The organism is Propioniciclava soli (assembly GCF_038502305.1).
Classification (GTDB): domain Bacteria; phylum Actinomycetota; class Actinomycetes; order Propionibacteriales; family Propionibacteriaceae; genus Propioniciclava; species Propioniciclava soli.
The window spans coordinates 3,065,758-3,077,500 of the sequence record NZ_CP115965.1 but is presented as its reverse complement, the minus strand read 5'-3'; the positions used below and the strand labels follow the sequence as shown (position 1 = coordinate 3,077,500).

The window sequence follows — 11,743 nt, the reverse complement described above, 5'->3', positions numbered from 1 at the left end:
GGGCCCGGCTCAGCGGCGGGGGCGCTTGCGCTTCTGCGTGCGGGGCCGGGCTGTCGCGGCGGTTGTCCCGGGGGTGCTGGTGCGCCGCGTGGTCGGCTCCGGCGTGCCCGACGGCGGCAGGTCACCGGGGCGCGGGCGGCGTCCGAGGCGGTCGAACAGCTGGTTGAAGGCGAACGCCGCGGCCACCGTGAGCGTGATGCCGATGCCGGCGACGACGTTCAGACCGGTGGCCACCGCGACCGGAACGAAGAACGCAGCGCCCGCCACGGCGACGGCGATGAAGCGGACCCACCACGTCTGCACCTCGCGGGCGTCCAGGACGGCACTCACCACGAGCAGCGGCACGACGGAACAGAACAGCAGCACGCCCTGGCCGGGGGTGAGGGCGAGCAGCACCGTGGCCAGCACGGCGACGAGGGCCACCATGAGCAGGCGTCCGGCGAAGCGGGCCCAGGCGGTCTGGCGGGGCGTCATGCTGCTCATCTCCTGAGGTTCGGGCGGGCAGGGAGGCGCTGAGACGCCGGCTGCGGGCCGGCGCTCGGTCGGAGCCGCCCCGGATGACGCTAGGCGAGCGGGCCTCGGGGAGCAACCGGAGCGGCGTCCGGTGGGGAGTGCCGGGTGGCGTCTTGGGGGGCGAGACGATCGAGTGAATTCGCTGCGGGACTGCCCGACGTGGGTGCACGCTGTGCAGCACCCAACCCCCAGCCCCCAGAGGCCCGCGCCAGGGGACTCGAAGAAGGACGCCCCCCATGATTCCTCGCCCGCTCCGTCACACCCTGAGTGCCCTCCTGCTCGCCTTGGTTCTTGCGCTGGGAACGGTGGGTTTCGCGCCCACCGCCCAAGCCGCTCCGTCGGCGTCCGTGCAGCGCGCCGCTCTGCAGAAAGCGGCCCTCGCGCGTATCAAGGCGTTGCTGCCGGCTGACGCCGCGCGCCGGGTGGCGGCATTGCGGCAGGAGACCGATGTCATCGATCCGACGCTCTACGAGTGCGGCCCCACCGAGCTGGACGCCTGGGTTCAGGAGCAGGTCGCGTCGTTCTCGACCGTGGATCGACTCGTGATCCAATTCACGGCGTTGGACGCCTACCCGACGTATGACGCCATGATGTTCGGCGATGCGGCCGACCCCTTCTACGCCGCCCCGGACGCTGCCGTCGCCGGCGCTTTCACCGGTGCGCGGGCGTTCTGGACGCCCGCCCTTCCCGCGACGCAGTTGCTCGGCATGCGCTCGGAGATGGTGCGCGACGCGGCGAAGGTGGCCCGCATCGGTGGCCTGGTGTTCGGGTTCGACGCCGCCACGGCCCAGCTCTACGGGCGCCTGGTCACCGCGTACGTGCGGCTCAGCCCGGGCCTGCAGCAGGGGCGCCACCCCATCCTGAGCTTCGGGGCGTTCGCGTCGGGTGACCCCGGTGACGACTCGGCCAACCGCATCATCATTGGGCACGGCCTGCTGGTGGGGTATGACGACCTCGGGTACGCCGACGTGGCGGGCCCGTTCATCACGGCGCACGAGGTGGGGCACACCGTCCAGCTGGCGGCGGGGCTCTACGACGCCTACACCGGCGAGCCGGAGGAGACCCGCTATCTGGAGCTCATGGCCGATGCGACCGCCGCCTACTACTCCGCACACCCCGCCGGGCTGGACCTGCGCGAGCAGCGGGTGGAGCAGTTCGTGGCCGTGGCCCGCACCGTCGGCGACTGCGCCTTCGACAGCGGCGGCCACCACGGCACGCCGAACCAGCGAGCGCGTGCCGCGCAGTGGGCGGCCACGGTGTCGGACGCCGCACGTCCGGCCGGGCGCGTCCTGACGTTCGCGGAGTTCCGATACGCCTTCGATGCCGCCTACCCGAATCTGATCGCCCCGGACGCCGCCCCCGCAGACGCCTGATCGCGTCCCTGCCCAAGGGGTCGCGTCCGTCTGGAACCCCGTGGGGCAGTCGGATCCCTACAGCAGCCAGGGGGTCCCTGCCGGGTTCTTTTGGGGTGGCCGGCGCTCTGCGGTAACCGCCGCGTCCCTGCCGGTACTGCCGCCTCCTGTCCTGACTGCCGCCCCCCTGTCGGTACTGCCTCCCCCCTGCCGGTACTGCCGCGTCTTCCCTGCCGGTACTGCCGCGTCCCTGCCCCAACCGCCGCCTCCCTGTCCGACGCGCACGACCCTGCCGTCGCAACGCTGGGGAGGTTGGCTTCGAACAGGGCGGCGGAGGGATGGGCAGGGAGGCGAGCCCTTGGGCAGGGCGGCGAGGGCATCGGCAGGGGGACTCTCTCGCACGCTGCCCCCCGGGCGGTGCGGGCAGGGCTTGCGGGCCCGGCTGCTTCCATGCCGAGGCGTCACCGCGTAAGGGCTGCTGCTGCAGGCGCCGCTCGCGTCGAGAACCCATGCACAAGCCAGCCTTGTCGACGCCAGCCGCCCGTATTGCGTCGAGAGTCCATGCACAAGTCGGCGTTGTCGACGCCAGCCGCCCGGATTGCGTCGAGAGTCCATGCACAAGTCGGCCTCGTCGACGCCAGCCACCCGGAGTGCGTCGAGAAACCCATGCACAAGTCGGCCTCGTCGAGATGCCGGATGCTGAATGCCCTCTGGCGGCCGCACGGACGCCCCGCAGCTCCCTCGACGCCCTCAAACTCCATCTTCTGTCTCAAACTCCGCCACCAATCCCGGAGTTTGAGCCCCAAGTGAGCGTGTCGGCGCGCCTCTGGGCGCCCGCACCGGCCCGGCGGGGGTCCCGAACAGGGGGTGGGCTGGCTAGGGTCGGGGTAACGCCACACACAGGAGCCCCTCATGCCGTACCTCACCGTGCCCAAGGAATCACCGGTCACCGAGATGACCCCGATCCAGCTCTACGTCGAGGATTCCGGGGGCCGGGGACGCCCCGTGGTGCTGATTCACGGCTGGCCGCTGTCCGCCGAGGCGTGGAGCGCGCAGACCGATGCCCTCGTCGCCGCCGGGCACCGCGTCATCGCCTACGACCGCCGCGGGTTCGGCCGCTCCGACAAGGCCCCCAACGGCTACGACTACGACACCTTCGCGCGCGACCTGGACGAGATCATCACCCAGCTCGACCTTGACGGCGCCGTCCTCGTCGGCTTCTCGATGGGCGGCGGGGAGGTGGCCCGTTACCTCGGGACCTACGGGCAGCGGCGCGTCGCCGGGGCCGTGCTCGCCGCGTCCGTCACGCCCGCCCTCTGCATCACCGGAGACAACCCCGACGGCGGCATGCCGTTCGAGGGGTTCGCCGAGCTCCGCAACCAGTGCCGGGGCGACCGTCAGGGCTTCCTGGCCCAGTTCATGACCAACTTTTTCAGCAATCCGGACGCCCTCGCCGTCAGTCAGTCCCAGCTCGACGAGGCCCTGCGGATCGCCGGCCAGGGCTCCGACCAGGCGCTGCAGGACAGCATCATCGCCTGGGCCACCGACTTCCGCGCCGACCTGGCGAAGCTCACCGTGCCCACGCTGGTCATCCACGGCGACTCCGACAACAATGTGCCGTTCGAGGCGTCCGGCCAGCGGGCCCACGCGCTCATCCAGGGCTCGCGGCTGCACGTGGTCGCCGGCGGCCCGCACGGCATCAACGTCAGCCATGCCGACGAGTTCAACCGGGTGTTGCTCGATTTCATCGCCTCCCTCTGAGCCTCACGCGGACGCCATGCGTGCACACCTGGAGGCCGATCCCTTCCACCCCGGCGCGTTCCGCGTGGTGGCGGGGGAGACGTCCCAGTCCTACGTCAACCCCGACGACCCGCTGCACCTGGAGTTCGAGTACGTCCAGCGCATCACCGAGGCGCTCGGCGCGACGGTGCTGGCCCGCCCCGCTGACGAGCGCGTCCGTGTGGTGCACCTCGGCGGCGGCGGGCTGTCGATCCCGCGGTGGGTGGCGGCGCGGCGTCCGGGCACGGCCCAGATCGTGTGTGAGCCGGACGCCGACCTCGTCGACGACGTCCGGCGGCTGTTGCCGCTCCCCAAGCAGTCCGGCATCAAGGTGCGGGTGGTGGACGGCCGCTCGGGGTTGGCCGCCATGCCGCTTGACTACTTGGACGCCCTCGTGCTGGACGCCTTCGACGGCCCTCGGGTGCCGGCCTCGCTGACCACCGCGGAGTTCTTCGACGACCTGGCGCTGCGCCGGCGTCGCGGCGCGGTGTTGTGCGCCAACATCACCGACCGCGCCCCCTTCGGCTGGGCCCGCCGCTTCGTCGCCGGGGTGCGGGGGAGCTTCCGGCAGGTGATGGTGAGTGCGGAGTCGCCGGTGTGGAAGGGGCGGCGCTTCGGCAACCTGGTGGTGGTGGCGTCCGACGCCGTGCTGCCCGCCACCGAGCTCTCGCGGCTCGCCGCGCGGGCCGCGTTCCCGTACCGGGTGCTGGCCGGGCGCGAGGTGGTCGACTGGATCTCCGACGCCTCGCCGTTCACCGACGCCGATGCCCAGGCATCACCGGTGCCCAAGCGGGGCACCTGGTTCTCCTAGGGGCCCGCCCGGAAGGACACCCCACCAGCTCGACACCGGCCGGACACGGCATCCGAACGAGGCATACTGAGGCGGTGAGCACGACGACCCGTCCCCAGCGAGCGGCCAAGCCGCGCCGTGGTGGCCGCGTCGTCACCGCGGTCGGAGTCATCTGCCTCGTGCTGGGCCTGGGCGTTCTGGGATGGTCGAGCTACGACCTGTTCTGGAACCCGCTCGTCGACCCACAGGTCGCCGCCCAAGAGCGCGCCGAGCTGCGCGAGCAATGGGAGGCGAACGCCGAGCCCGGGCGTCCGCTGCCGGGGGACGCCGTCGCGCTGCTGCGGATCCCCGCGTTCGGCGACGACTTCGAACAGCCCGTCCTCGTCGGTGCCGACCTGCCCACCCTCAAGCGCGGGCTGGGCTGGTACGAGGGCACCGCCGAGCCCGGCCAGCTGGGCAACTTCGCCGTCGCCGGCCACCGCGGGACTCGGGGACCGCTCGCCCCGCTGCTGGATCTCCGGGCCGGTGACGAGGTCGTCGTCGAGACGGCCGACGCCATCTTCACCTATGCGCTCACCAACAACCCGGCCGAGATGACCGTCAAGGACACCGACACCTGGGTGCTGCAGCCGGTGCCCGGCCATCCGGAGGTGCGCCCCACCGAAGCGCTCCTGACGCTCACCACCTGCCACGATCTGTTCCGCTCCGACAACCGGGCGATCGCGTTCGCCACCCTGGTGTCGACGCAGCAGAAGTAGGCAGCAGGTTCGGCCTCAACCGCCGTGCGTCCGGCCAGGGGCCGGTCCCCGATCTGCGCCTGCCCGGTTTGCGCTTGTCCGCTGTGCGCCTCGCCCGACTTGTTGAGTGCCTGACCCGCGCCGTGCTCGGCCGGATGCGACGAAAAGGCGACAGTGAGTGCGCACTCATTCGACGTTTACGCTCAACGGGCGACCCGGTCTCTCATCGAGTGTCACGTTTTCGTCGCGGGGATCCACCGCCCATGGCTCACGGGGTGCGCATCGCGGCCACCAGATCCAACCGGGCCGCGTACGTGGCCGGTGGCATCGCGGCGAGCGCAGCAGCGAGCACGGCCAGGATGCCCACGCCGGCGGTGAAGTCGACGGGGGTGGTGAAGCCGGTGAGGTGGTCGGCCACCCCCGCGCCCAAGCAGACGTCCAGCGCGCGCAGCACCTGGTGGCGACATGGACACCTCCGTCGCTGACCCGACGGTCCGCGCCCTCGGTAGGCTCACGGCCATGAGCGATCGCGACGAACTCATCGGCCACATCAAGAACACCGCGGTGGTGTGGGGGAAGGTGACGCTGGCGTCCGGCAAGGAGGCCGACTACTACGTCGACCTGCGCCGTGTCACCCTCGACGGGGTGGCGTCCCCGCTGGTCGGACGCGTCATGCGCGAGCTGGTCGCCGACTGGAGTTTCGACGCCGCCGGTGGGCTGACCCTCGGCGCCGACCCGGTGGCCACCGCCATGCTGCACGCCGCGGCGGCGTCCGGCCAACGGCTGGACGCGTTCGTCGTGCGCAAGGAGTCCAAGGCGCACGGGCTCCAGCGGCGCATCGAGGGCACCGAGGTGGCGGGCCGTCCCGTCCTGGTGGTGGAGGACACCTCGACCACTGGGGGGTCCGTGATGCAGGCCGTGGAGGCGGTGCAGGAGGCGGGCGGCACCGTCGTCGGCGTCGCGACGATCGTCGACCGCAACACCGGCGTCCGGGAGCTCATCGAGGCCGCCGGGCTGCCGTACCGCTTCGCGGTGGGGCTCGCCGACCTCGGTCTGGGCTGATCCCCGACCACGCGGGGGTCACCGGCTAGGGTGGTCGCAGCACACCCGAAGGAGAACCATGGGTCCGATCGAGATCATCCTGATCGTCCTGCTGCTCGTCGTCGTCGGCGTCGTCGGCTGGGGCCTCAGCGCCTACAACGGCTTCATCCGGCAGCGCAACCTGATCCAGGAGTCCTGGCGACAGGTCGACGTGGAGCTGAACCGCCGCTACGAACTCATCCCCAACCTGGTCGAGACGGTCCGCGCCTTTGCCGGGCACGAGCGCAACACCCTCGAGGGCATCGTCCGGCTGCGCTCGCAGGCGCAGCAGTTGAGCTCGTCCGAGCACGGCGAGGTGCCCTCGGCCGAGCGCGCCCAGGTGGAGGAGCAGCTGACCGGTGCCGTGCGCGGCCTGATGGTGAGCGTCGAGGCGTACCCGGAGCTCAAGAGCAACCAGAACTTCCTCGAGCTCCAGCGCCAGCTGGCCGAGACGGAGGATCGCATCGCCGCCGGCCGCCGCTACTACAACGCCAACGTGCGCAACTACAACACGCGCATCGAGTCGGTGCCCAGCAACATGATCGCCAACCAGTTCAACTTCCAGAAGGCGACGTACTTCGAGGTCAACGACCCCGAGGTCCGCAGCACCCCCAACGTCAGCTTCGGTGAGATCAGCTACCGCGGGGACGCCCCCGCCGGCGGTGGTGCGACGCCGGCGTCCGGCCAGCTGGGCACCAGCGCGCCGAACGAGCTGCCCAACCCGCAGGGCCAGGAGCGTGGGTCGATCCAGTTCGACCAGCAGAACCAGTTCGATCAGCAGCCGCAGCCGGCGGACCGTCCGACGCAGTACCCGGACGCCACAGAGCCGCCGGCCCAGCGCTGATCGCCTGAGCCACCGACGCCCGTGCGGGCCTCGTCCGATTCGGACGGGGCCCGCACGGGCGTCCGGGACGTGTGGGGCCGTCTCAGCCGCGCGGGTCGGGCGAGCGGCGGCGTCCGAGCGCCCACTCGATGACCATGGGCAGCAGCGAGACGGCCACGATGGCGACCAACACCACCTCGATGTTGTCGCCGACGAACGGCACCTGGCCCAGGAAGTAGCCGGCCAGGGTCAGCAGCACCGCCCACGCGACGCCACCGACCGCCGTCCAGCGCAGGAAGGTGCCGCGGGCCATGCCGGACGCCCCGGCGACGAGGGTCACGAAGGTGCGCAGCACGGGCACGAACCGCGCGAGCAGCAGGGCCCGCGGGCCGTGGCTGTCGAAGAAGGCGCGGGTGGTGAGCACGTGCTTCGGGTCGAACACCCGGCCCCAGAACCCGGGGCGCGGACGAAACAGCAGGGGCCCCACGCGGGCGCCGACGCTGTAGCCGATGACGTTGCCGAGCACGGCGGCGACGCTGAGCACCGGCAGGCAGATCACCAGGACGGCCCACGGGGGCAGGGTGCCGAACGTGATGGAGGGCGGCGTCATGGCGATCAGCATGCCCACGGTGAACAGCAGCGAGTCCCCCGGCAGGAAGGGGAAGATCGCGCACTCGATGATGAGGATCGCGGCCACGCCCCACAGGGCGCCGTTGCCCAGCGCGTGGATGAGGGTGGCGGGGTCCAACCACGCGGGCAGGAGCAGGGGCGCCAGGCCGGGCAACGTCATGGGGTGGACGCTACGCCGCGCAGCTGAGTGCCGCCTGTGAAGCGGGCGTCACGCCGTGTCGGCGGGCGCAGGTCAGCCCGCGTCGATGGCGTCCCGCTCGCCGGCGTAGCGGTCCTCGACCTTGCTGAACAACCACGAGGCCACGATGCCCGCCAGCAGCATGGCGGCGCAGAAGACGAGGAACAGCGGCAGGCCCAGGCCAGCCTTCTCGACTGCTTCGGCGGTGAACACGACCGTCGGGAAGATGGCCACCGATGAGCCGATGACCATGCCGAGGATGAAGTGGTACATGCCGGCGTAGTGGGTGTCGAAGGCCCAGCTTGCGGCTTTCGCGAACAGCAGGACGCAGGCGACGAGGCCCACGAACAGCGGAATGAAGACGGTCGGGTCGAGATCCCGGATGCCCTCGGCCATCTTGTCGTAGAGCCCGAAGTAGATGAGGAAGTTTGACGGGCTCATGCCGGGCACGATGACGCCGAGGCCGATCAGCGCGCCGGAGCCGAACCACACGGGGATCGACGGGGGCACGTTCAGGTCCATCTGGCCGCCGAACAGCATCAGGGCGAAGATCAGCACCGCGGAGACGCCGAGGATCACGAGGTGCTTCGGGGCGCGTCCGTTCTTGCCGGCCTGACGCCACAGCGACGGGAACGTGCCGATCACGAACCCGATGAACAGGCACACGAACGCCGCCTCGTAGCGGCCGAACGCGGCCGCGACGAGGATCGAGAACAAGATGATGCCGATCACCGCGCCGATGCCGACGGGGATGAAGTAGCGCACGTTCGCGACGAACCGGTGCCGGATGTTGCCGAGGAAGCGGATCATCGGGTCGTAGATCTTGAAGATCACGGCCAGCACCCCCCCGGAGAGCCCGGGCAGGATGAACCCGATGCCGACGGCGATGCCCTTGAGCAGCCGGACGAGCCAGGCGCCGACGGACTCGGGGGCGTCGAGATGGCGGTCGGTGGCGTCCGGGCGGGCGGACGGGGTCTGCGCCGGCTGCGTCGTACTCATGGTTTCTCTCTCGCGTCACGGGGGTGGAGCCCCACCATGGTAGGGCCGGGGTCCGACGAATCCCGCCTCGCGCGGCCGCCGCGTGGCAACCGCTACCTTGGGCCCATGGCAACCGACGACCCCACGGCTCCCGCGGTCGGCGTCGGCCCCCACCCCGAGCCCTGGCCCGCCGACCCGCGGCTCGACCCGGAACTGTTGGCGTCCGGCGACGCCCGCAACGTGGTGGACGCCTACCGCTACTGGCGCCTGGACGCGATCGTCGCCGACCTCGACACCCGCCGCAGCCCGCTGCACGTCGCCATCCAGAACTTCGAGCACGACTTCAACATCGGCTCGGTGGTGCGCACCGCGAACGCGTTCAACGTGGCCGGCGTCCACCTGCTCGGACGCCGGCGCTGGAACCGCCGCGGCGCCATGGTGACCGACCGCTATCTCCACGTGCACCACCACGCCGACGTGGGGGAGTTCGCCCGCTGGCTGGCGGCGCGGGGCGTCACGCCGGTGGGGGTCGACAACCTGCCGGGCTCGGTGCCCCTCGAGACCGCCGCCCTGCCCCGCGACTGCTGCCTGGTGTTCGGCTCGGAGGGCCCCGGGCTGACCGCCGAGGTCGTCGCGGTGTGCGCGCAGGTGGTGGCGATCACCCAGCGTGGCTCGACGCGCTCGTTGAACGCGGGTGCCGCCGCGGCCATCGCGATGTACCACTGGAACCTGCGGCACGCCTCCGGCTAGCACCGGGGGCCGCGGGTCTCGCGTCAGGCGGGCAGGTCGGACGCCGTGCGCCACAGCTCGGTGCCGTCGCGGGTGATCCGCGCGGACGCCGCGTCGGCGTCCAGCTCGACGCGCAGCCGCTCGCCGCCCTCGCCGACGGCGTCGTACACGTATAGGGTGTTGCTCAGCTCCACCGGCTCGACGCGGGCGCGGATGAGCCATGGGTGCTGGCGCCGCAGCGCGATGAGGCCCTCGTACGCGTGACGCACGGGCGCTCCGAGCGCGGACAGCTCCTCGGGGTGCACCGGCAGGTAGGGGCGCACGTCGTCGTCACCGCCCCAGTCCTCGCGCTTGGTGCCCGTGAAGCCCTCCTCGTCGCCGTAGTAGACGCTCGGCACGCCGCCGACGGTGAACAGCACGGTGGCCGCGAGGACGGCCTTCGCCTGGCCCACGCGCGTGGCGATGCGCGTCACGTCGTGGTTGCCCACGAACGTGTTGGGCGCGAACGTGGCGAGCAGGGCGTTGTGGCGGCCCAGTGCATGGTCGAGCTCGAAGAAGTTGGCGTCCAGCAGCGAGCTCCACAGCGCCTTCCAGAGCTCGTACTGCGTCACCGAATCGAGCCCGGACGCCCGCGCGTACCCCGCGTAGTCGCCGTGGATCATCTCGCCGAGGATCCAGGCCTCGGGGAATTCCGCCCGGACGCGGGGCAGCACCTTGGCCCAGAACTCCGCGGGCACCGCGTAGGCCGCGTCGAGGCGCCAGCCGTCGATGCCGCGGCGCAGCCAGTGGAGCATCACGTCGGCCACGAGATCGACCACGGCGTCGGAGTCGTGGTTGAACGCGACGAGCTGGCCGTGGCCCTCGAAGTCGGCCGGGCGGGGCTCCCCGGAGCTCCAGTCGATGCGGAACAGGGCGTTCTCGGGGGCGTCCGGGCTGGCCAACGCCGCGCGGAAGAGGGGGTGGTGCTCGCCCACGTGGTTGAACACCCCGTCGAGCACGATCCGGACGCCGCGGGCGTGGGCCGCCGCGATGAGTCCGTCGAGGTCGGCGTCGTCGCCGAGCCGGGGGTCGATCTCCAGGTGGTCGAGGGTGTCGTAGCCGTGGCTCGTCGAGGTGAAGATCGGCCCGAGGAGCAGCCCGTTGCAGCCGAGGCCGACGAGGTGGTCGAGCCAGCCGGTGAGGTGGCCGAGGCGATGGGTCAGGGCGCGCTCGTCGTCGGAGGCCGGCCGGATGGGCGCGCCGGTGAATCCCAGCGGGTAGACGTGCCACCAGATCACGTGGTCGGTCCAGGTCATGGGGGATCCTCCTCGGGTGAACGTGCGCGGGGCTGCTGAGGGGTGAGGTGAGTCGGACTCACCTACGGGTCGAGGCTAGCGCACCGGGTGTGGTGAGTCCAGCTCACCTGGTGGGCTAGGGTGATGGTGTGACTGTGCCCGAGGTGCCGCGAGCCCGCCTGGCCGGCGCGGAGCGGCGCGAAGCGATCCTCGCGGCCGCCGCAGAGGTGCGCGCGCGGCGTCCGTACCCGGAGATGTCGGTCGCTGCGGTCGCCGAGGCTGCCGGGGTGTCGGAGGCCCTGGTGTTCAAGCACTTCGCGACCAAACCCGCTCTGTACGCCGCCGCCCTGGGCCGCGTGGCGGCGGGGTTGGCCGCGCGTCGTGACGCCGCGGACGCCGCCGCCCACCACGCCGGCGCGCGCGATCGCGTCCGCGGCGCGCTGGTCGTGCTGCTCGACGCGCTGGCCGCGGACGGGGGACACGCCGGCTTCAGCCCCCACCCCGACGACCCGCCCCTCGTCGCGGCCGCCCGCCGCGATGCGCGCGCCGAATGGTTGGTGTGGCTGGGCGGCGTCCTGCTGCCGAACGACGACGCGCGCGACGGCTACGCCTTGGTCGGATTCCTAGGGTTCCTGGACGCCGCCTGCGCCCAGTGGCGCGACGAGGGCTGTCCGGAGAATCACCGCTGGCCGCTGGTCGACGCCGCCCTGGGTGCCCTGGAGGGTGCGCTGGGCGACTGGCGGCGCTGAGGCGTCCGACGCGTGGAGGGGGCGTCGTGCGCTGGTGGCGGCTGGCCCGGGCTGGTGAGCGGCTCGCGGGTCCGGATCGTCGGAGCGGCTGGGTAGCATGACGGCCATGAGTCAGCCGCCCCCCGCCCCGC

General features: G+C 71.7%; 13 protein-coding genes. 8 read left to right on the top strand and 5 right to left on the bottom strand.

Annotated elements, in window-relative coordinates; all coding sequences use genetic code 11:
* Positions 1-9 precede the first annotated feature (9 nt).
* On the bottom strand, positions 10-483 hold the full coding sequence (locus tag PCC79_RS13910; protein ID WP_342372182.1) for a hypothetical protein: 474 nt from the start codon (positions 481-483) through the stop codon (positions 10-12).
* Between the two features lie 266 nt (positions 484-749).
* Here PCC79_RS13910 and PCC79_RS13905 point away from each other — a divergent pair, with 266 nt between their 5' ends.
* From PCC79_RS13905 to PCC79_RS13890, 4 genes are all read left to right on the top strand, one after another.
* Complete coding sequence (locus tag PCC79_RS13905; protein ID WP_342372181.1) at positions 750-1,886, top strand: hypothetical protein; 1,137 nt, start codon at positions 750-752, stop codon at positions 1,884-1,886.
* Positions 1,887-2,777: 891 nt separating this feature from the next.
* Positions 2,778-3,626: an alpha/beta hydrolase gene (locus PCC79_RS13900; protein ID WP_342372180.1), complete on the top strand. Its 849-nt coding sequence runs from the start codon at positions 2,778-2,780 to the stop codon at positions 3,624-3,626.
* Positions 3,627-3,642: 16 nt separating this feature from the next.
* Positions 3,643-4,455, top strand: coding sequence for a fused MFS/spermidine synthase (locus PCC79_RS13895; RefSeq protein ID WP_342372179.1), 813 nt, complete (start codon positions 3,643-3,645; stop codon positions 4,453-4,455).
* A 74-nt stretch (positions 4,456-4,529) separates the two neighbouring features.
* Entirely contained in the window at positions 4,530-5,192 is a 663-nt protein-coding gene (locus PCC79_RS13890; RefSeq protein WP_232550102.1) for a class E sortase, read from the top strand.
* Positions 5,193-5,439: 247 nt separating this feature from the next.
* Here PCC79_RS13890 and PCC79_RS13885 read toward each other — a convergent pair whose 3' ends face one another.
* Positions 5,440-5,625 carry a hypothetical protein gene (locus PCC79_RS13885; RefSeq protein WP_232550101.1) on the bottom strand — a complete coding sequence of 62 codons (186 nt, stop codon included), beginning with the start codon at positions 5,623-5,625 and terminating at the stop codon, positions 5,440-5,442.
* Between the two features lie 65 nt (positions 5,626-5,690).
* Here PCC79_RS13885 and pyrE point away from each other — a divergent pair, with 65 nt between their 5' ends.
* Positions 5,691-6,233 (top strand): orotate phosphoribosyltransferase, encoded by a 543-nt coding sequence (gene pyrE / locus PCC79_RS13880; protein ID WP_232550100.1) that lies wholly within the window; start codon positions 5,691-5,693, stop codon positions 6,231-6,233.
* 58 nt (positions 6,234-6,291) lie between these two features.
* On the top strand, positions 6,292-7,095 hold the full coding sequence (locus PCC79_RS13875; RefSeq protein ID WP_342372178.1) for a LemA family protein: 804 nt from the start codon (positions 6,292-6,294) through the stop codon (positions 7,093-7,095).
* Between the two features lie 82 nt (positions 7,096-7,177).
* Here PCC79_RS13875 and PCC79_RS13870 read toward each other — a convergent pair whose 3' ends face one another.
* Positions 7,178-7,864 carry a DedA family protein gene (locus PCC79_RS13870; RefSeq protein WP_232550098.1) on the bottom strand — a complete coding sequence of 229 codons (687 nt, stop codon included), beginning with the start codon at positions 7,862-7,864 and terminating at the stop codon, positions 7,178-7,180.
* Positions 7,865-7,936: 72 nt separating this feature from the next.
* Entirely contained in the window at positions 7,937-8,881 is a 945-nt protein-coding gene (locus PCC79_RS13865) for a DUF368 domain-containing protein (protein WP_342372177.1), read from the bottom strand.
* 105 nt (positions 8,882-8,986) lie between these two features.
* Between PCC79_RS13865 and PCC79_RS13860 the strand changes: the two genes are divergently transcribed.
* Complete coding sequence (locus PCC79_RS13860) at positions 8,987-9,610, top strand: TrmH family RNA methyltransferase (RefSeq protein ID WP_342372176.1); 624 nt, start codon at positions 8,987-8,989, stop codon at positions 9,608-9,610.
* Between the two features lie 23 nt (positions 9,611-9,633).
* Here PCC79_RS13860 and PCC79_RS13855 read toward each other — a convergent pair whose 3' ends face one another.
* A complete protein-coding gene (locus PCC79_RS13855; protein ID WP_342372175.1) occupies positions 9,634-10,884 on the bottom strand; it encodes an alpha-amylase family protein in 1,251 nt (416 codons plus the stop codon).
* A 128-nt stretch (positions 10,885-11,012) separates the two neighbouring features.
* Between PCC79_RS13855 and PCC79_RS13850 the strand changes: the two genes are divergently transcribed.
* Positions 11,013-11,612: a TetR family transcriptional regulator gene (locus PCC79_RS13850; protein WP_342372174.1), complete on the top strand. Its 600-nt coding sequence runs from the start codon at positions 11,013-11,015 to the stop codon at positions 11,610-11,612.
* Positions 11,613-11,743: the final 131 nt, after the last annotated feature.

Coding starts and splice junctions, on each gene's coding strand:
- PCC79_RS13900 (WP_342372180.1), top strand. CDS start 2,778: ATGCCGTACCTCACCGTGCCCAAGGAATCACCGGTCACCGAGATGACC.
- PCC79_RS13865 (WP_342372177.1), bottom strand. CDS start 8,881: ATGAGTACGACGCAGCCGGCGCAGACCCCGTCCGCCCGCCCGGACGCC.
- PCC79_RS13910 (WP_342372182.1), bottom strand. CDS start 483: ATGAGCAGCATGACGCCCCGCCAGACCGCCTGGGCCCGCTTCGCCGGA.
- PCC79_RS13870 (WP_232550098.1), bottom strand. CDS start 7,864: ATGACGTTGCCCGGCCTGGCGCCCCTGCTCCTGCCCGCGTGGTTGGAC.
- pyrE (WP_232550100.1), top strand. CDS start 5,691: ATGAGCGATCGCGACGAACTCATCGGCCACATCAAGAACACCGCGGTG.
- PCC79_RS13855 (WP_342372175.1), bottom strand. CDS start 10,884: ATGACCTGGACCGACCACGTGATCTGGTGGCACGTCTACCCGCTGGGA.
- PCC79_RS13875 (WP_342372178.1), top strand. CDS start 6,292: ATGGGTCCGATCGAGATCATCCTGATCGTCCTGCTGCTCGTCGTCGTC.
- PCC79_RS13905 (WP_342372181.1), top strand. CDS start 750: ATGATTCCTCGCCCGCTCCGTCACACCCTGAGTGCCCTCCTGCTCGCC.
- PCC79_RS13860 (WP_342372176.1), top strand. CDS start 8,987: ATGGCAACCGACGACCCCACGGCTCCCGCGGTCGGCGTCGGCCCCCAC.
- PCC79_RS13895 (WP_342372179.1), top strand. CDS start 3,643: ATGCGTGCACACCTGGAGGCCGATCCCTTCCACCCCGGCGCGTTCCGC.